Origin of the sequence: Polaribacter vadi, from assembly GCF_001761365.1 — a bacterium.
In the GTDB taxonomy this organism is placed as follows: domain Bacteria; phylum Bacteroidota; class Bacteroidia; order Flavobacteriales; family Flavobacteriaceae; genus Polaribacter; species Polaribacter vadi.
This window is the reverse complement of sequence record NZ_CP017477.1, coordinates 1945893-1965862: the sequence shown is the minus strand read 5'-3', so window position 1 is coordinate 1965862 and position 19970 is coordinate 1945893. Positions and strand designations below refer to the sequence as shown.

Annotated in this window: 14 protein-coding genes and 1 tRNA gene; 2 read left to right on the top strand and 13 right to left on the bottom strand. The window is 29.1% G+C overall.

Annotated features, from left to right (window positions below):
- Window positions 1-74: 74 nt before the first annotated feature.
- Genes LPB03_RS08745 through msrB form a run of 3 tightly spaced genes read right to left on the bottom strand, consistent with a single transcriptional unit; the run spans window position 75 to window position 2723 of the window.
- Window positions 75-1631, bottom strand: coding sequence for a protein adenylyltransferase SelO (locus LPB03_RS08745; RefSeq protein ID WP_065317688.1), 1557 nt, complete (start codon window positions 1629-1631; stop codon window positions 75-77).
- Window positions 1632-1691: 60 nt separating this feature from the next.
- On the bottom strand, window positions 1692-2228 hold the full coding sequence (msrA, locus tag LPB03_RS08740) for a peptide-methionine (S)-S-oxide reductase MsrA (RefSeq protein ID WP_065317689.1): 537 nt from the start codon (window positions 2226-2228) through the stop codon (window positions 1692-1694).
- A gap of 48 nt (window positions 2229-2276) precedes the next feature.
- A complete protein-coding gene (gene msrB, locus LPB03_RS08735; protein ID WP_065317690.1) occupies window positions 2277-2723 on the bottom strand; it encodes a peptide-methionine (R)-S-oxide reductase MsrB in 447 nt (148 codons plus the stop codon).
- 163 nt (window positions 2724-2886) lie between these two features.
- Here msrB and LPB03_RS08730 point away from each other — a divergent pair, with 163 nt between their 5' ends.
- Window positions 2887-4089 (top strand): Pycsar system effector family protein, encoded by a 1203-nt coding sequence (locus LPB03_RS08730; RefSeq protein WP_065317691.1) that lies wholly within the window; start codon window positions 2887-2889, stop codon window positions 4087-4089.
- Here the strand turns inward: LPB03_RS08730 and LPB03_RS08725 are convergent.
- From LPB03_RS08725 to LPB03_RS08680, 10 genes are all read right to left on the bottom strand, one after another.
- Window positions 4086-6473 carry a hypothetical protein gene (locus tag LPB03_RS08725; protein WP_065317692.1) on the bottom strand — a complete coding sequence of 796 codons (2388 nt, stop codon included), beginning with the start codon at window positions 6471-6473 and terminating at the stop codon, window positions 4086-4088. The two genes, LPB03_RS08730 and LPB03_RS08725, sit on opposite strands and share 4 nt — an antisense overlap.
- Window positions 6474-6657: 184 nt before the next feature.
- Window positions 6658-7842, bottom strand: a complete 1185-nt coding sequence (locus tag LPB03_RS08720; RefSeq protein WP_065317693.1) for a glycoside hydrolase family 26 protein — start codon at window positions 7840-7842, stop codon at window positions 6658-6660.
- A gap of 2 nt (window positions 7843-7844) precedes the next feature.
- Window positions 7845-8750: an NAD-dependent epimerase/dehydratase family protein gene (locus LPB03_RS08715; protein WP_065317694.1), complete on the bottom strand. Its 906-nt coding sequence runs from the start codon at window positions 8748-8750 to the stop codon at window positions 7845-7847.
- The gene (gene rfbG, locus LPB03_RS08710) at window positions 8738-9844 is read right to left on the bottom strand and encodes a CDP-glucose 4,6-dehydratase (RefSeq protein WP_065317712.1); all 1107 of its coding nucleotides are present in this window, start codon (window positions 9842-9844) and stop codon (window positions 8738-8740) included. The genes LPB03_RS08715 and rfbG overlap by 13 nt, the downstream gene beginning before the upstream one ends.
- Window positions 9838-10608 (bottom strand): glucose-1-phosphate cytidylyltransferase, encoded by a 771-nt coding sequence (gene rfbF, locus LPB03_RS08705; RefSeq protein WP_065317695.1) that lies wholly within the window; start codon window positions 10606-10608, stop codon window positions 9838-9840. Before rfbF ends, rfbG begins: the two co-directional genes overlap by 7 nt.
- A 23-nt stretch (window positions 10609-10631) precedes the next feature.
- The gene (locus tag LPB03_RS08700; protein WP_065317696.1) at window positions 10632-12242 is read right to left on the bottom strand and encodes a glycosyltransferase family 2 protein; all 1611 of its coding nucleotides are present in this window, start codon (window positions 12240-12242) and stop codon (window positions 10632-10634) included.
- Entirely contained in the window at window positions 12242-13765 is a 1524-nt protein-coding gene (locus LPB03_RS08695) for a tetratricopeptide repeat protein (protein ID WP_139058908.1), read from the bottom strand. The genes LPB03_RS08700 and LPB03_RS08695 overlap by 1 nt, the downstream gene beginning before the upstream one ends.
- Window positions 13766-14046: 281 nt before the next feature.
- On the bottom strand, window positions 14047-15993 hold the full coding sequence (locus LPB03_RS08690; protein WP_170324169.1) for a leucine-rich repeat protein: 1947 nt from the start codon (window positions 15991-15993) through the stop codon (window positions 14047-14049).
- Window positions 15994-16190: 197 nt separating this feature from the next.
- Complete coding sequence (locus LPB03_RS08685; RefSeq protein ID WP_065317699.1) at window positions 16191-18500, bottom strand: transglycosylase domain-containing protein; 2310 nt, start codon at window positions 18498-18500, stop codon at window positions 16191-16193.
- Between the two features lie 253 nt (window positions 18501-18753).
- Window positions 18754-18826 (bottom strand) — tRNA-Met (locus tag LPB03_RS08680).
- A 171-nt stretch (window positions 18827-18997) separates the two neighbouring features.
- Between LPB03_RS08680 and era the strand changes: the two genes are divergently transcribed.
- Window positions 18998-19882 carry a GTPase Era gene (era, locus tag LPB03_RS08675; RefSeq protein WP_065317700.1) on the top strand — a complete coding sequence of 295 codons (885 nt, stop codon included), beginning with the start codon at window positions 18998-19000 and terminating at the stop codon, window positions 19880-19882.
- Window positions 19883-19970 lie beyond the last annotated feature (88 nt).

Below are 19970 nucleotides of genomic sequence, written 5' to 3'. Positions count from 1 at the left end.
GTGAGGTCTTCAATAATTTATATTTTATTGAATTAAATATACCTACAAGGTTTTTGAAACCTGGCAGGAAAAATTTATGAACTACAAGATAACATGGAGCAACCTACTTTATTTCTAGCCCATTCAGGTCTTTTTGCAAACCATTTTTGGTATTTTGGTTGTTCATCGTAAGGTTTTTTTAAGAGTTGATATAATTCATCAATCAAAGAATAATCGCCTTTATCTGCAGCATCAATTGCTAATTGAGACATGTAATTTCGCAACACATATTTAGGATTTACTAAATCCATTTTTGTTTTTCTTTCTTCGGATGAAATTGTTTCTTTTGCTATTCTATTTTGATAAATTTCAAACCAATTAATCCATCTCATTTTTACTTCATCAGTAATATTTTCTAAATCGTAAAATGCATTTTCTATCAAATGAAATCCTGTTTTTACATCAGAAAAATCACTCAATAAACGAAAGAAAATGGTCATATCTGTTTCTACTAATTGCAAATTATCTTCCAAAGCTTGAATTAGGTTCATATCATTTTCATCATCAGTAAATAAACCCAATTTACTTTTCATCATTGCAAAAGATTGCGCTTCAAAATCTACTTTATATTGATTTAAAACAGCTTCTAAAGGTTCAACATCTTCAATTATCGGATACAAAGCATTTGCAAGTTGATACAAATTCCACAACCCAATATTTGGCTGATTTCCATATCTGTAGCGTTTGTTTTGTCTGTCTGTTGTGTTGGGTGTCCAACCAAAATCGAAACCTTCTAACCAGCCATAAGGTCCAAAATCGATGGTTAAACCTAAGATTGACATATTATCAGTATTCATAACTCCATGCACAAAACCAACTCTTTGCCAATCAACAATCATCTTTAAAGTTCGTTCTGAAACTTCCCTAAAAAAGTTAATATAATTTTCTTTGGAGGGTTTTCCTAAATGTGGAAAATGATGATTGATGGTATAATCAACCAAAATCTTTAAATTTTTTACATCTTTTCTTGCTGAAAATATTTCATAATTTCCAAAACGTAAAAAGCTTGGCGAAATTCGAGAAACGATGGCACCTTTTTCATAAGCAGGATTTCCATCATATAAAACATCTCTCAAAACTTGATCTCCAGACAAACTTAAAGATAAAGATCTTGTGGTTGGCACACCTAAATGAAACATGGCTTCTGCACATAAATACTCTCTTACAGAAGATCGTAAAACAGCCAAACCATCAGCCGTTCTTGAATATGGAGTTTCACCTGCGCCTTTTAATTGTACTTTCCAGTTTTTATGTTGATGTTCTATTTCAAATAAATTAATGGCTCTTCCATCTCCTAATTGTCCTGCCCAATTACCAAATTGATGTCCTCCATAACACATCGCAAAAGGCTTTGTATTTGGATAAATTTCGTTTCCTGTAACTATATTTTTAAAAAATTCAGATTTGGATTCTTCTTTGGTAATTCCAAGTTCTTGAAGCATTTCGTCAGAAACGTGTAACACTTTTGGATTTGCAGTTTTTTTTGGCTCTACAAAACTAAAAACAGCTTCAGGAACTTGTCTTCTTGAGTTTTCAAGAATTTTATCCGAAGGCAAATTTTCTATAAATGTATTTTTTAAGTTGAGTTTCAAAAATATGTATTTTAAAAACGCTTCAAGTTTTAGAAATTTGAAGCGTTTGTTTGTAATAATTTATGCTAATTTATCAGCATGTAATTTTCTTAATTTCGCCAATTTTGGTTCAATTACATAGGTGCAATATCCTTGTCTTGTATTATCTCTATAATAATTTTGATGCTCTTTTTCAGCAACATAAAAAGTTGGTAAAGCACTTAGTTCAGTCACAATTTTATTGGAATAAACTTCCTGAACTTGTTTTAAAACTTCTGCTGCAATTTTTTGTTGATGTTCATCATGATAATAAATAACAGATCTATACTGAGTTCCTCTATCTGCACCTTGTTGATTTAAGGTTGTAGGATCGTGAGTAGTCATAAAAATGATTAATAAATCTTGATATGACAGCACATTTGCATCAAAAGTAATTTGAATAACTTCTGCATGACCAGTTAAACCTGAGCAAATTTCTCTATAGGTTGGTTTGCCTGGAGCATTACCACCTGCATAACCAGAAACTACTTTTTCTACGCCTTTTACTTTTTGAAAAACTGCTTCTGTACACCAAAAACAGCCACCACCAATTGTGGCAATTTGTATGTTTTTACTCATTTTATATTTTTAGCAATGGGTTTAAAGCCCTTATTGTTTTTGGAATATCTATTTTGTGTCTAAAACCATCGATTCAGAATTTATGCAATAGCGCAAACCACTTGGTTCTGGTCCATCAGGAAAAATATGTCCTAAATGAGCATCGCAAGTATTACAAAGCACTTCAACTCTAATCATGCCTAAAGTTGTGTCTTTCACATATTTTATAGCATTTTCTTTAATTGGTTGTGTAAAACTTGGCCAACCAGAACTAGATTCGAATTTAATGGTAGAATCGAAAAGCGGTGTATTACAACACACACAGTTGTATTTCCCTTCATCATAAATACTACATAATTCGCCTGAATGTGGTCTTTCAGTTCCTTTTAATCTTGTAATTCTGAATTGCTCTTGTGTTAATTGAGCTTTCCATTCTTTTTCAGTTTTTTGAACTATTTTATCTGGAGTTGGGTTTCCTTTAGTTGCAAAACTTATTACATCTTTCCATGTTAACATATTGTTTTCTCTTTTCTAAATTAATAAGGTTTCCTTTAAAATTTAGTCGAAAAAACAGTTATCATCTTACAGATAACTATCAACTAAATATTCTTACATTTGAACTTTAAATTTACAATAAAATAGATAAAATTATTTGTTTATTTTTGTTAAAAATTATACCATGAGCGCATTAATTGTAGAGATTGAAAAACATGTGAATAGTCTTTTGAGTGAAAAATTACACTCAAATTATCTGTATCATAACTTAGCTCATACACAGAGAGTTGTAGAGAATGTGAAAGAAATTTCTGAAAATTTAGAGGTTTCTGTAATTGATGTGGAAAATTTAGAAATTGCAGCTTGGTTTCATGATGTTGGTTTTATAGAGAGTGGAGAAAATCACGAAGAAAAAAGTGTTAAAATTGCTGTTGATTTTTTAAAATCGCATAATTTATCTGAAGATAGATTGCAAACAATTACAGAACTTATTTTAGCTACTAAAATGAATTCTGTACCGAAAACTATTTTAGAGAAGATTTTAAGAGATGCAGACGCTGCTCATTTATCTTCTAAAGATTTTTTTAATTATAATTCTCTGTTAAGAAAAGAGTGGGAGTTAGTTTTGGGTAAAAAGTATAAAAATAAGGAATGGATTGCTTTAAATTTATCATTTTTTACGCAAAAACATCGTTATTATACAGATTATGCTTTAAAAAACTGGACTAAGGATAAAGAGAAAAACTTATCTAAAATATTAAAAAATCAAAAGAAATTTAAAAAAGATAATAAGAAATTTCAGCAAAAAGAAGAGGCTTTAAACATAAAGAAAAACAAGAGTCTTGTACCAGAAAGAGGTGTAGAAACAATGTTTAGAGTAGCTTTGAGAAACCATATTACCTTAAGTGATATTGCAGATACTAAAGCCAATATTTTACTTTCTGTAAATGCAATTATTGTTTCTTTGGCACTTTCTAGTTTACTTCCAAAATTAGACAATCCATCTAATTCTCATTTATTTATACCAAGTATTATTTTTATAATATTTACAGTAATTTCTATAGTTTTATCAATATTAGCAACAAGACCAAATGTTACTGAAGGTAAATTTACGAAAGAAGATGTTGCAAATAAGAAAGTTAACTTATTGTTTTTTGGTAATTTTCATCAAATGAAATTAGAAGATTTTGAATGGGGGATTAGTGAAATGATGCAAGATAGAGATTACCTATATGGATCTTTAACTAAAGATTTATACTTTTTAGGATTAGTTTTAAATAGAAAATATAAGTTATTAAGAATTACTTATACCGTTTTTATGACAGGTATTATAGTAAGTGTTTTAGCTTTTGCTTTTTCTTTTTATTTTCAAGAAATGGTTGTTTAATTAGTTATTTCTTTAATTAAATCATTAAAAGTAATTACTTTTTTCTCGTCGAAATCTTCTTGGTAAATAACTTCTACTCGCAAAGCTTTTAAGCCAGAAGCACCTTGTAAAACTTCTAATTCTAAAAACTCTAATTTACCTAGTTGTTTTTTAGATTGTAAGAAGTTTATATATTTAATATACTCCAAAGCATCTTTATCTTGTGAGTATACAATTGCTATTTTACCTGGTACAGTTAAACGTTCTTCAGTATTTTTTATAAAAGCTTTATCAATTCTTTTTTTAATAATTTCATAACGAATATTGTAAGCTCCATCAACATCAAATTGCTTTTCATCCATTCTAAATTTAATAGCCATAGAATTACTATGTACTAAAATTAAGGAAGCTACTCTTAACTCATTTTTCATTTTTTTACGAAGAGAATAGGCAATATTTTCCATTTCGCAAGTAGTTTGCAATTGCCATAAACGTAAATTAAATAAATAAATTTCGTTAAAAACTCTTGTTTTGGTGATAGATGCCCCAATGTACATGTTGTATTCTACACCATCTGTTTTGTATCTTTCAAAATAATGAGGAAACATTTCCTGAACCTGCTTTTGTTTTTTATCAATATAAGAAGCCAGTTTATCGTTTAGTAATGTAACACTATCTTCATATTCTTTTCTTCTCTCATAAACAACGCCTAAATCTTTGTCTAAACGATTCATATACACATTAACTTTAATGGCTAATTGTGCATTCATTTTTTTAATATGATTAAAAACAGGATAAATTTCACGATTTAAAAAGTCTAGAATATTTACCTCATCACCTGCATTTAAACCATCTTTAACATCTTTTAAAAATGATGCTACTCTAAACATTAATTCTTTGTAAATAGGAAGTTCTTCTGCTTTGCAAGCATCTTTAAAAACATTAATAGCTAATGTTAGTTGTGTAATTAAATCTTCTTGAATAGCAGTATTCCTAGCCTCTGAAGACCCTTTTATATCACTTTGACCAAATAAAGGATATACATCTTTAAAAACTATTTCATCTAATTTAGCATTCTCATTTGTTTGAGATTCTAAATGATATTTTTCAGCAGCTTCATAAAAACGCCATTTTACTGATTTATGTATAGATGTATAATTTTCTTGAATAGTTGCTTCTAAAACATTTTGGCGTTCTTCTGATGTTCTTTTAACAGCGGCTTCAAAAACAGGAATTATATCTTTTAATTTATTAATATTTACAGAGTTTAAATCATATGCTCTTGGTGATGCAATTTCTAATAATGCTAAATCTCCATTATTAGTTGCTTTTATTGGTATGATGATAATACTTTGTATTCCAGAATCGTATAAATTTTGATAAAAAGGATTTTTATTCGTTTTTAATCCATAATTATTAACATCAGAAATTATAAAAGTTTCATGATCTTTAAATACTTTTTGTATAAAGTTGCTACAGAAATAAGAGTTGTCGCAATTAATTTCCTCTGCATTTTTAAGGATTAAGCTACTAGATTTTTTTACAATCGTTTCACAAACTTTAGAACTTACTTTATCGAAAATAGAATATCCTAAAAGTAAATCTTTGAGGCTATAAAAATCTCTTAAGTTATTTTGAAGTTTATATATTAAATTATCATCACCAGCTAATAAATTCGCTTTGATTGATGAAATCATTTCCTCAGCTGTAACATCAAATAAATTTATGATGCCAAAGCCTTTAAAAATGTAACTATCTTTAGGGAATTTTTCTCTCCAAATATTTATATTATCAAAATTATTAAGTAATTCTTTAAAATCTTTTTCTGTTAATTTTGGAGCTTTTTCAGTGGCATAAATTTCAGAAAAATCACCATTAAAAGCTGCTCTATAATATTTCATTGTTCCTAAATTTTTATCAGGAATATCAAAATAAAAAGGTCTTTTTGTATCAACTTTATAATCATAAACATATTCTAAAATAAACGTACATGCAATAATATACATGTCGTTTTCTTCAAAATTTCTAACAGTTAATTGATAATCTTTTCCCGCATTTTCTAAAATATCCTCAAAACGAGTTGTAAATTTAAAAGAGGTAAAAGAAAAAGGTACTGTAGCTGCTTTAATTTCGTTTGATAGTAGAGCCTCTGGAAATAAAGGTTCTAATAAAATATTTATTTGATCGTAATATTTTTCTAATAGTTTTAAATCTGAAAAGCCATCTTTAAGTTCAGGATATTTCTCTAGTTCTTTAATAAACACTAAAGAAGATTTATGAAAAGGATGTGTATGATAGTCTAAATGAGCATATTTCTCAAAAAAGCTAAAAACTTTTTTAAAGGAAATATTCAGTTGTATTGGTAATTCAACTTCTGAAAAAAAAGTAGATTCTAAAATTTTCATTTTTTGATATTTGTAAGATAGAAATATATTAGACGTAGTTTTTGCTTTAAAGTTACAAAAAACATTTTAGTTTCATGTTTTTACTCTAAGACATACTAATGAATAAAAATAACGATAGTAATTTTAAATTACTATCGTTATTTTATTGGTTAAAAGATTTTATTTAAAAATGTATAAATAAAAGTTATTGCATATCTGGTTGCTTTATGCTTGGATCCCATTTTTTTAATTCATTCTTAATTGCAGTTGTTACTTCTTGATCATCTTTTATATACCAGCTTACAGCTTTGTATGTAGTAGAAGGATCACTTGAATAATGAAAAAACACAATAGAAGTTACATAAGGATATTTGGTGTAAAAATTTTCAAAAGTATCTCCAAACCATTTTGCTCTGCTTCCTCCAGGTTTTAAAGAGCCAAACTCGGCAATCATAATTGGTTTATAAAAAGAAGCTAATTGCTCGTAATAATTTCCAAAAATTTGCTCAAAAGTCCACCAATCACTCCAGCTTGTACTTGTACCATAATTTAAAGCTCCTGTTGCAACAACATCTACATAATCGGTTCCAGGGTAATATTCATTAAATTTTCCGTATGTTAAATGTGGGCTCCAAACCCATATAATATTTTTAGCACCAACTTCTTCAAAAACATCTCTAACATGTTTAAATGCAGCAACATATTCTGATGGATCATTATTTTGAGGTCCCCAAGGATAACGATATGGATCATTCATTTCATGACCAACTCTTAAATAAATAGGATAGCCAACTTTTGCAGCTTCTTTTGCCCATTCTTTTATGTATTTATCATAATGACCTTCTGCAACAGCTGTTAAACCATGATTATCTCTTTGCTCTGGAGCTTTAATTTTCGGGAAGTTTTCTTGAGAAAATTTACCAAACCAAGGCTCCCAAGTTATCATTGGTATAGAACCTATTCTATTAATAGCATTAACTTCATTTTCAGGAAACTTATATTCTTGGCCTTCTCCCCAAGCTTTATAAATATGTATAATAGGAAATGTTATCGCTAAAGAATCTTCTAAATTGATAATGTTTTCGTAAGATTCACCTTTACTATCATCAGAAGCACCAAAAAGAATATATTTAGTTTTTAGTAAAGCAAATTTATTTTTTCGCTGATCTTTAAACCAACTTAATTTTTTCTCTCTATTTTGTTCTCTCTTTTCTAGAATATTATCGCGTTCAAAATCTTGAACCATATCGCTCATGTTTTCTAAAAGGCCTCCTAAAGGTCCTTTAGAGTTTTTGCTGATGGCTGCTAAACCATAAATAACAAAATAACCAATAACTAAAGCAATTATTACGTTAAAAAGTCTTTTAAAAGTTTTTTTGGATGATCCCATAATTATGATTTGTTTATAACGATTTCTATGCCTTTTTCTATACTAATAGCAGGTTTGAAACCAATCTTATTTTTAATTTTTGAATTGTCTCCTATCATTTCCCAAACTTCATTATCTCTGTAAGGTATTGCTCCCAACATAATTTTAGCTTTGGTTTTCATACTGTTGTTTACAGCAGCTGCTAAAGTACTTAATTTTGTTCCTTTACCACTACAAACATTCATGGTTTCTCCATAAGCATTTGTGTTTTGTGCCGATAAAATTAATGCACTTACAACATCACTAACATATAAAAAATCTCTGACTTGTTCTCCTTTTGTCATTAAAAAATCTTCTCCTTTTTTAAGTGAATTTATCATCTGAGGAATAAAAAATTCTTCAGGCATATGCTCTCCATAAAAATTAAAAATTCTTAAATTCGTAAATTTTTCCTGATGATTAGTACAGTAAGTTTGAATTAACATTTCTGCATTAATTTTACTTAAAGAGTAGGGTGATACTGGTTTAGGAATTTGATTTTCTTGAAAAGGAGATTCATTATTACCATAAATTTCACTAGAAGATGTAAAGATAAAATGCGCATCTATGCCTTCTAAAGATTTTAAAATATTTAAGGTTCCTTGCACATTTACAGCTGCCATATTTTCGTAGATAGAAAAATCTCTATTTCTGCTAATATTAGCTGCTAAATGGTAAACAATATCTGGTTTTATTTTTTGGATGATGGTATTAGTTTCCTCAAAATTAGTAATATCAACTATAAATTGAGAGTTTGATGCTTCACAATTTCTAGAAATTATAAAAACATCAGCTTCTTGTTCTTTTAAGGCTTTTACTAAAAAACTCCCTAAATATCCATTTCCGCCAATAACTAAAACTTTCTTATCTTTTAAATTTATAATGCCCATAGAATATTTGCTGCCTTTGCATCTGATATATATTCCTCTAAATCAGCATGAGACAAAATTTTATTGTTTTCGTAATATTCTTTGTACCAAGTGATTGTTTTGTCAATCGTTTTATCAATTCCCCAAACAGCTTTCCACTTTAATTTTTTATTAGCTTTTGAGCAATCTAACATCAATAAATTTGCTTCATGATGCTCATCTGTATTTTTACTGATTTCAATTTGGATATTACTCCAATATTCATGAGATAATTTTACAATATCTCCTACTTGTAAGTTGCTGTTATTATCAGGACCGAAATTCCAACCTTCAGCAGCAGAAACATCTTTTTTAAGTAATTTCCAACCTAACGTTAAATAACCACTTAAGGGTTCTAAAACATGTTGCCAAGGTCTTGTTGCTAAAGGGTTTCTAATTAAAACAGCTTCATTTTTTGCAGTTGCTTTTATGATATCTGGAATTAGTCTATCTACAGCCCAATCACCTCCACCAATTACGTTTCCAGCACGTCCGCTTGCTAATAATACTTCGTGTTTATTACCAAAATCTTTAGGATTAAAATAAGAGTTTCTATAAGATGATGTTAGTAATTCTGAACATCCTTTAGAAGCGCTATAAGGATCATAACCACCCATTGGCTCATTTTCTCTATAACCCCATTCCCATTCCTTATTTTCGTAACATTTATCTGTGGTAACATTTACAATAGCTTTTACAGAAGGTGTTTTTCTGCAAGCTTCAAAAATATTTAAAGTTCCCATTACGTTTGTAGAAAATGTTTCTACAGGATCATCATAAGATCTTCTTACTAAAGCTTGTGCTGCTAAATGAAATACAATATCTGGCTGAACTTCTTGAAAATATTTCTCTAAAACATCAGCATTTCTAATGTCGCTTATCTTTTCTTCTAGCCCAAGATTTAATAAACTTAAATGATTAATATCATCTTCATTTTTTAACGAAAATCCATAAACCTTAGCACCCATTTGTTCTAACCAAAGTGCTAGCCAAGGGCCTTTAAAACCTGTATGACCAGTTAAAAGAACTTTTTTGTCTTTATAAACTCCTTCAAAAAGGGATTCGAAATTCACCATGTTTTCCAAGGAGCTTTATTGTCTGCCCATTTAGACTCTAACTCATTTTTGTCCCTTAAAGTATCCATAGGTTTCCAAAAACCTGTGTGTTTATAGGCCGCTAAAAGTTTGTCGTTAGCAATGTTTTCTAAAGGGCTTCTTTCAAATATTGTAGCATCATTTTCAAGGTAATCGAAAACGATAGGATCACAAACAAAGAAACCTCCATTAATCCAAGCTCCATCTCCTTTAGGTTTTTCCATAAAGCTGTTAATAACATTACTTTCAACATTTATATCTACAGCACCAAATCTACCTTCTGGTTGAACACAAGTCATGGTTACTTTTTGAGAATGACTTTTATGAAAATCTACAAGTTTCCCAATATTTACGTTACTCACACCATCTCCATAGGTTAGCATAAATGGTTCATCTAAATATTTGGCAGCTCTTTTAATTCTTCCACCAGTCATTGTATGTAAACCTGTGTCTAAAACTGTTACTTTCCAGTCTTCTGTTTTAGAATCTAAGGTTGTCATTGTATTATTTGTCATATCAAACTCAACATCAGATTGATGTAAGTAGTAATTTGCAAAATATTCTTTGATAACATAAGATTTATAACCTCCTAATATTACAAAATCATTAAAACCATAACTAGAGTAATGTTTCATGATGTGCCAAATAATTGGTTTATCACCAATTTTTACCATAGGTTTTGGAATAGAGGCTGTTTCCTCACTTAATCTGGTACCAAACCCACCTGCTAAAATTACTACTTTCATGTTTTTTGATATTTGTTAGTTAGTTACTCTTTTATTTTGATTTTTTTATCTGCGGATACAATTATTTTACTCCAAGCATTTTCTGCTTTGATATATAAAGATTTAAAAGCAGCTCCAATACCACCTAAAAATTGCACGAAAGCAATCATAGCAAAACCTATCATTGCCCAAGTTTTTTGAGCTGTAAGAATTAATTCGCTTTCAGGTATGTAATATCTTCTTTCTATATATAAGCCAATCATCATCAATAAAAATAGAACACAATATAATATTAATGGCTTTACAAAAGGATTCATAAATCCTTTTACAGCTATTTTGGCTGTGGGAATATAAGGAATTTTTTTATTAATTAAGGTTAAGTAGAATGCATAAGTAAATACAGGCCAGCAAGAATATTTTAACACCATACCTCTCCAGTGGATTCCTCTTTCTGTTTTTTGATCACACAAAAATTTTTGAGCATACCCATAAATTAAAATAGAAATTAGTAGTATTGGTGTTCCAAGTACAATAAACTCGGTAAAATCCATACTTGCAGGACTTATTTTTGTTGTAAAAAATAATAACGGAACAAAAATAAAGAAAGCAGTTATAGGCCCAAATATGTAATAAGTTCCTATTGATAAATAAGATAATTTTTGCCAAAAAGTAAGGTTTTTTAAAGTTGATGGAATTTCATCAAACAATAACTCAAAAACACCTCTTGCCCATTTTAATTGTTGTTTACAAAATGATGTAAAATCTTCGGGTACTAAGCCACGACTTACAATTACAGGATTATAAATAGATTGCCAACCTTTTGCATGGATTCTTAAAGATGTTTGTAAATCTTCTGCTAAACCTTGAGCATGACCTCCAATACTCTCTAGGGCTTTTCTTCTAAAAGTACAATTTGCACCTATGGCAACTGCACTTCCATAGCCATTTAAACCCATTTGAGTTGGTCCATAAAAGGTGTACGTTTGTTCTGCAGCACCTTTGGCTGTAAAAGAACGATACATGTTATAATACCCTTGACTTACTTGTACAAAACCAACTTTTTCGTCTTGGAAAAACCCTAATGTTTGATCTAAAAAATTTGGAAAAACAATATGATCAGGATCTAGTATTAAGATGAATTCTTCTTTTGTCCTTTTTAGCGTTTCGTTTATTTTACCTGCTTTTGCTCCAGGTAAATTTGCTAAATTTAACCAAACAACATCATGTTCTTCTGCTAATTCTTTAAAAGCGATATCTTCTGTACTATCTAATAAATAAGTTGTGTGTGGATAGTTTAAGTTTTTTAACGCTTTAAAAGTATTTTCAAACATCGATAAAGGTTCTCCAGGAGCAGATGTTGTAAAAACAGCGACACTTAAATTTTTTTCTGGAACAGGAACTTCTTTAGGTTTTTGAATACGTAAATAATTTATCCAAATTAATGCAACTCTAATAATTCCGTATAAAAAAAAGAGACTTAATATTACAAAAAGAAAAAGATTGGAAATATGTTCGCCTCTAAACCACCATTCAATTAAATTAAACATGCTTAATAGTCCTGCAAATGTTAAGCCTAAAAAAATAGCCCTATCAAAGCCAGTAACTTTTTTAGCTTCTTTAAATTTAAATAAATCGTTTCGTAGTTTTGAATTCATTAAAATCTATAATTCAATCCTAAATTAATATTATTTCTGTCATAAAAAAACGTTTCTTGAAAAGTGTACATTACATTAATTCCTAAATTGTTGGAAACAGCATAATTAATCGAACCTTCAATATCTGTATAAGAAAAAGTTTCATCGTAAAAACCTCCTATTTCAAAATTACCTGGAGTTACTTCACTAGAGTATGGGTTGCTAACAGAAGCTTGTATACCATAATTTAACTTTGCTTTTAATGTTAAATTTTTTGTAGGTTTAAAATTTGTTATAAAAAGCGCAGAGTGAACTTCCTGTTCTTTTGGAGTAAAATAAGGATCGTAAACTCCTACACCTTCATTATTATAAATAAATAAAATGTTTTTAGCATCAGAAAAATTATAACCATAACCAGCCTGAAAGCTAAATTTGTAAACTTTAATAGGTTGTGATACAATGTAGGCTCCAAATAATTTTATATTGTTATCATCTTCATAAAATTGTTGATTATAAGCTGCATGAATAGCTACATATTTATGATTATAATCAAACTCTCCAAATACATTTTGATTTGTTAAATTAAATGTAGTACTCGCAGTTGTGCTTAATAAACTATTTTTAGAATACCCAAAATTTAGGGATGCTTCTTGGCTTAACTGTTGTGTAAATCGAATGCCACCTAACCAATCTGTTTCACCAGAAAAGTTTTTATAAGCACCACCAGTTACGTTTATTTTCAAACCAACATCATAAAAATGAAATTTGTTATGTAGTTTGGCAATTAAAGCTTGTTCTGATTGTGGAGAAAAATTATAATTTGAAATTTCTAACTTAGGATTTAAAACTTTAGAAATGTATTTTTCTAGAGATATGTGTTGTGCAAAATATTCTAAAGGTTGTGAATCTGTTTGATATTCAAAATTAGCCTTCACATAAAAAGCAGTTAATTCTTTTATTTGGCTTGATAAATTGTCTGTAAGATTTGTTTCTGGATATATTTCTTTAATCTTAGCGACATTTTCTCTCGCCGTTTTTACATCACTATTCCAAAAGCTAATATTTGCTTGCATTAATAAAAACTCAACGTCTTTTGAATCTTCTGCAATATATTTTGATAAGATAACTTCAACTTCATTTAATTTTCCGTTTTCGTACAAAAACCTAGCGTAATCTTTTTGTAAATTTTTGTTATCAGGAGAAAGAGAAATTGCTTTTTTAAATTTGGCTTCAGCTTTAATTTTATCATTATTTAAAGATAAAACGTGTGCATACAACCAATTAATATTTAAACTTTCAGAAAAACGATCGTAATTTTTCGATAAAATTAAAAGTGCTTTATTGAATTCTTTTGATGCAACAAATTCTTTTGTTGTTTTAAATAATTCGTCTTCAGTAATTTCTGTTGAGGTAGTGTAGTTTGTTGTGGTCGTTTTATTCGGTTGATTTTGAGAAAGAGCAACCATATAAAAAAACATAAAAAGACATAAACTACTATTTTTAAGTGATTTAAAAATAGCACCTAGCTTTAATGAGTTCATCATTATTATTGATATTTTTATATTTTAAAGGGGGAATGAACTATATATGAATTACAAATATATAGATATATTTTCAAAATTACTGATAATTTTCTTAAAGAGTTTTGTTTAATTTAAATGAAGTGATTTTTTATATTAACATAATTTCTTTAATGTTTAATAGCTCTTAATATGAAGCCAAAATGATTTGTAATTGATGTGATGTTTTTATTAATATCATTCAACAAAAAAACAGTTTAACTTTAGTTAAACTGTTTTATATCAATAAAAAATTTATTTTTATTTTAAAGCGCTGTTATTGAGCTAAACCCTTTCCATATATCAGCATTTTTATATGTATTTACTGAACTAGAAGGTACTTTTAAATCGATACCATTTGTTGCAACAAATTCAAAAACATTTGCATTGATAGTTATTGGAGTTGGTACATTAATATTCATGTTTTTTAAACCATTACAATTATAAAAAGCTTGTTCGCCAATACTTGTAATAGTATTAGGAATATTTATAGTTGTTAAACTAGTACATTGAAAAAAAGCTTGTTTTGGAATACTTGTGATAGTGTTAGGAATATCGAAAGTAGTTAAGCTAAAGCAATTACCAAAAGCAGTTTCTCCTATTGTAGTTAAAGTGCTTGGAAAGTTAACTTTCGTTAAACTGCTACAATTGTAAAATGCAATATTAGGAATAGAAGTTACACCTTCAGGAATTGTTATTTGACTAATACTATTACAACCTGCAAAAGCTCCATTCTCTATACTTGTTACGCTGCTTGGAATATTAATTTCAGTTAAGCTACTACAGTTAAAAAAAGTAGTTGCAGCTATAGTTGTTAAATTAGTTGGTAAATCAAAATTTTTCAATTGAGGGCAATTACCAAATGCACTATTTCCAATACTTGTAATGCTGTTAGGTAAAACAATGTCTTCTAGAGTAGCACACGCATAAAAAATACTACTTCCAATGCTAGTTACTCCATTTGGAATATTAACTTCTTTAAGTGATGAGCACTCATAAAAAAGATTGTTTGGTAAACTTGTAATATTATTAGGGATAACAGCTTTGGTTAAGTTGATACAAGCACCAAAAGCAGATTCTCCAATAGAAGAAACAGTTGCAGGTATATTAATTTCCTTTAATACACTACATTCATAAAATGCTGATGAACCTATTGTAGTGATGTTATTTGGAATTGTAAAGTTTTCTAAACTATTACAAGCATAAAACGTTTCATTAGGAATTGTTGTAAAGGTATTAGGAAAAGTAATATTTGTTAAACTAGCGCACAAACCAAAAACAGATGTTCCCATATTAGCATTTACAACACTGCTAGGAATTGTAACATTATTTAAACTGCTACAATCATAAAAAACACTGTTTCCTATACTTGTAATATTGCTTGGAATTGTAATATTTGCTAAACTTCGATTACTAGCAAAAAGACCATCTGATAAATGAGATGTTCCAGCAGGAATGTTAATAGTAGATAAACTGATACATCTACCAAAAGCATCATGCCCAATTTCTGTAACAGAATCTGCAATATTTACACTCGTAATTGCTTGAGAATCGTAAAAAGCTAAATTACCTACACTTCTTACGCTGTTTGGAATCGTAACACTGGTAATGTTATAAGTATAAGCAAAACCTTCGTCTACAATACTTGTAACACTGTAATTTATATCAAATTGATTAATAGTCTCTGGGATCTCTAATGCACCTGAAGGACCATCGTCTGTATTTTTTTCTACAGAAACTTCATTATTACTTGCACTTGTTATTGTGTATTTTAACGTTCCATCGTTAAAAACAGTTCCTAATGCTGGTCCTGTTGGAGGAATAACATTTACACTCACAGTAGCAGAAGAAGTATCTCCATTACTATCAGTAATCCTATAATCAAAAGTATCTGCTCCGTTAAAATTAGTTTCAGGATTGTAATCTATAGTGTCATCTGTTGGGTCATTTGGAGTTCCTGCATTATTTACAGCTATGCTAGCTCCATTTATTGTAGTTGTAGAAAGTGTAGAAATTGAGCCAGTATTAGGGCCATCATTACCAAAACTATCATTTGCTAAAACATTAATATTAACAGCCGTATTTTCGTTTGTTGAAGAAGAATCATCAACAGCAGTAGGAGTATCGTTCATTTCTTCTTCTTCTGTTTTTGGACTCGTACATCCTGAAAAAACTAAAGAGAAAATTACAAATGCGTAAAGTATTTTTTTCATTTCTTTTGTTTGAAGTTTCATTCACAAATATATTTAATTATTGCTCAAAAAGAGCTTTTTTTTCAATATTCGAAGACTAAGTACAGTTTTCAATATGATATGTGATATTTTCTATTTTATTTTTTTTAAAATTAGTGATAAATCTGAAAAAAAATTAATCAATATATATAAGATAAAAAATCTACGAGCGTTCTTATTTATTGATTTTCTAAAATTGAATCTGTCATTATTTTGGAATTTTCAAAAATAGAATCTTTTATTTTTTGTTGATTGATAAAGGTACTGTCTGTTTTTATATATTCCACAGCATCTACTGAATTCATTTCTAAAAAAGGAGGGCAATCAAAATAGGTTTTTTCATACTCAAAATTTGTGAGCATAGTTTTATTCCAAAGACTTAAATCCTTAAAAACTGATGCCACCATTGGTAATGCTGTATTTGCTCCAGAACCCATATTGGTACTTTTAAATTGCGCTCTTTTATCAAAAGTACCAACCCAAGAACCAACCACAATTTCTGGAGAACAGGCAATAAACCAACCATCTCCATTGTTTTGAGTGGTACCTGTTTTACCAATTAAATTAATAGGAATCGCATAATTTTGAATGCGAGAAGCTGTGCCTTCTGTTAAAACTGATCCCATCATTTGTTGTAATTTTTTTACATTCTGTTCACTAGCAACTCGATTGCTGTATGTTGGTTTTGCTTGGTATAAAATAGCTCCTTTATCATCTTCAATACGCTCAATTGCATAAGGTTTTATACGTTTGCCACCATTTGAAATACTTGCATAAGCAGTAACCATATCAAAAAGAGAAATAGTTCCAGTACCCAAAACAATAGAGGGTACTTTGGGTAATGTTGCTGTAATTCCCATTTTTTCTGCCAATTTTTGAACAGGTTCTATACCAACCTCCATCTGTATACGAACCGAAATTGTGTTTACAGAGTTTGCTAATGCACCATGCATAGTGTAACTTCCTCCATATTTTCCACTCGAATTTCTTGGTTGCCAGTTTTCGTAATCTTTATAAGTTCTTAAGTTATTGTCATAAAAATCACAAGGATTTTTACCTTTTTCGAGTGCTGCTAAATAGGTTATAGGCTTAAAAGTAGAGCCTACTTGTTTTTTCTCTAAAATATTATCTTTTTGACTCATACCATAATCGATACCTGCAACATAGCCCAAGATTTTTCCATTTTGGCTGTTAATTGTAAGTAAGCCAGTGTGCAATCTGTTAATAGCTGTTGCAATAGAATCTTTTAAAGATTGTAATTTTTGATCATTTCCTGAAGGAAGCGTATAATGTTTTCGTTGTTTTTTTTCTGATGAAAGTCGGTCTATTTCAACATCACTTTTACCTTCAGATTTCCATTTTTTTACACTATTTGTTTGATAAAGCAATTTTTTGAGCAAGGCTTCTTTTCCACCTTCTGTACTTAGAGCTTCCCAATGTAAATCCATCAATTTCTGAAGATTTATCATTTGTCTTAACATCGCTTTTTCGCTCGATTTTTGTACAGAACTATTTAAGGTGGAATATATTTTTAAACCATCTGTTTCTAAATTATAAATATGCCCATCTTTTGCTGGGTTTTCTTTTGCCCAAGTATTAAATTCAGTATTTATATATTCTTTAAAATAAGAATTTAATGATGATAATTTTTTAGGTTCTTGGTAATTTAATTTTAAGGGTGTCTGTGCTTTTTGTTGCTCATCAATAGATAAATAATTATATTTAACCATTTGTTGCAGTACCACATTTCTTCTTTTTGTTGCACGTTCAGGGTTTCTTCTAGGATTGTAAAATGTTGGTGCTTTTAGCAAACCTACAAGTGTAGCGCATTCAGCAATTGATAATTTTGCTGGAGGTTTGTTAAAAAAACGAAACGCAGCTTTTTCTATTCCGTAAATATTTTCTCCAAAAGTTACAGTGTTTAAATACAATAATAAAATTTCATCTTTTGTGTAAATTTTCTCTAATTTTCTTGCAATAAAAATTTCTTTTATTTTATTGATAGGTGTAGAGAATAAAAAATGATTTTTTCTCCCAAATGTGTTTTTTGCTACTTGTTGTGTTAAAGTGCTTCCACCACCTGCATTTTGTCTCAAGATTACCGATTTTATAAAAACGCGGCCATAACTTTTATAATCAACTCCATTGTGTTCGTAAAACCTATTATCTTCAGTTGCAATTAAAGCATCTTTTAAGGCTTTTGGTATTTCTGTACTATCTATATTCGATCTATTTTGAAGGTAGTAAAAACCAATTTGTTCTTTATTGCTGGCGTAAAGTGTAGATGTAAGTGGTGTTTTAAGTTGCAGTAAGAAATCCTTTGTAGGTAATTTACCAAAAACACCTGCGTAAGTAAGTGTTATTAACAAAATTGCAGAACAGATAACAAGAGCAATTAGGTAAAATATACTTTTAAATGGATGTTTTTTTATATAGGAAATACTTTTTTTTAATTTCTTCTTTAAAATTTCGAAAACATTAAATTTCATAAAAGCGATTCTTTATAATAAATAACATAGTTGTTAATGTTATTAAAGTTTCAACTAACTCTTTTATGGCGAGTAAAATAGAAGCTTAGTTTACGCTAAATTATTAAAAAAAAGAGTACGAAAATCAAAGTTATGAAACTAAATACTATTTTTTTTAGTCTTAAATATTTAATTAATACGAAGTTGTAATTGTATTATGAGTATATTTTAAAAACAAAAAAGTCAAAACAATTAAGTTTTGACTTTTATTTTGTAGCGGGAACTGGACTCGAACCAGTGACCTTCGGGTTATGAGCCCGACGAGCTACCTACTGCTCTATCCCGCGATTTGGGTTCCAATTATTTAAATTTAGCTATTAACTTTGCGATTCATAATTTCGCTTAAATTATTGGACTGCAAAGATACAAAACAATGAAACTATTTTCCAAGCTTTATTTTAATTATTTTTTAATACTCTAAAATATAAACAAAAGTAAAAAGGAATTATCTTTGTAATATGATACATAAAGCTGGTTTTGTAAATATTATAGGAAATCCTAACGTAGGTAAATCTACTTTGATGAATGCTTTGGTGGGCGAAAAACTCTCCATTATAACGCCAAAAGCACAAACAACAAGGCATCGAATTTTAGGAATTGTAAATGAAGATAACTATCAGGTTGTATTTTCTGATACTCCAGGAATTATAAAACCTGCCTATGAGTTGCAATCTTCTATGATGGATTTTGTGAAATCTGCTTTTGAAGATGCCGATATTCTTATTTACATGGTTGAAGTAGGGGAGATGGAGTTAAAAAACGAAGCTTTCTTTAAAAGAATTATTCATAGTGAAATACCTATTATTCTTCTATTAAACAAAATTGATAAATCTTCTCAAGAAGAAGTTGAACAAAAAATTGAATATTGGAGAACTAAAGTGCCGAATGCAGAAGTGTTTGTTATTTCTGCTTTAGAAGGGTTTGGAGTTTCTGCTGTTTTTGAAAAAATAAAAGAACTTTTACCAGAAGGACCTGCATTTTATCCTAAAGATCAATTAACAGATAAACCTGAACGTTTCTTTGTAAATGAAAAAATCAGGGAAAAAATTCTAATGCATTATAAGAAAGAAATTCCATATTCTGTAGAAGTTGAAACAGAAGAATTTGTAGAGGAAGAAAATATTGTTAGAATTCGTTCTATAATTATGGTAGAACGTGAAACTCAAAAAGGAATCATTATCGGTCATAAAGGAAGTGCTTTAAAAAGAGTTGGTGCTGAAGCTAGAAAAGACTTAGAGAAGTTTTTTGATAAAAAAGTTTTTATAGAATTGTATGTTAAAGTTAATAAAAACTGGAGAAGTGATAAGAATCAGTTGAAACGCTTTGGTTACAATCAAAGTTAATAGATTGCTTTAAAGTGTGTCTATTCTTTGAATTTAAGAATAAAAAAAAAGTGAAGTTTTTTAAAACTTCACTTTTTTCTTTTTATAA

Bases quoted from the DNA above. Each gene is read 5' to 3' on its own strand.
- rfbG (WP_065317712.1), bottom strand. From the start codon at position 9,844: ATGGTGAATTTCGAATCCCTTTTTGAAGGAGTTTATAAAGACAAAAAA.
- LPB03_RS08720 (WP_065317693.1), bottom strand. From the start codon at position 7,842: ATGGGATCATCCAAAAAAACTTTTAAAAGACTTTTTAACGTAATAATT.
- rfbF (WP_065317695.1), bottom strand. From the start codon at position 10,608: ATGAAAGTAGTAATTTTAGCAGGTGGGTTTGGTACCAGATTAAGTGAG.
- LPB03_RS08690 (WP_170324169.1), bottom strand. From the start codon at position 15,993: ATGAAAAAAATACTTTACGCATTTGTAATTTTCTCTTTAGTTTTTTCA.
- LPB03_RS08695 (WP_139058908.1), bottom strand. From the start codon at position 13,765: ATGATGAACTCATTAAAGCTAGGTGCTATTTTTAAATCACTTAAAAAT.
- era (WP_065317700.1), top strand. From the start codon at position 18,998: ATGATACATAAAGCTGGTTTTGTAAATATTATAGGAAATCCTAACGTA.
- msrB (WP_065317690.1), bottom strand. From the start codon at position 2,723: ATGTTAACATGGAAAGATGTAATAAGTTTTGCAACTAAAGGAAACCCA.
- LPB03_RS08685 (WP_065317699.1), bottom strand. From the start codon at position 18,500: ATGAAATTTAATGTTTTCGAAATTTTAAAGAAGAAATTAAAAAAAAGT.
- LPB03_RS08730 (WP_065317691.1), top strand. From the start codon at position 2,887: ATGAGCGCATTAATTGTAGAGATTGAAAAACATGTGAATAGTCTTTTG.
- LPB03_RS08700 (WP_065317696.1), bottom strand. From the start codon at position 12,242: ATGAATTCAAAACTACGAAACGATTTATTTAAATTTAAAGAAGCTAAA.
- LPB03_RS08715 (WP_065317694.1), bottom strand. From the start codon at position 8,750: ATGGGCATTATAAATTTAAAAGATAAGAAAGTTTTAGTTATTGGCGGA.
- LPB03_RS08725 (WP_065317692.1), bottom strand. From the start codon at position 6,473: ATGAAAATTTTAGAATCTACTTTTTTTTCAGAAGTTGAATTACCAATA.
- msrA (WP_065317689.1), bottom strand. From the start codon at position 2,228: ATGAGTAAAAACATACAAATTGCCACAATTGGTGGTGGCTGTTTTTGG.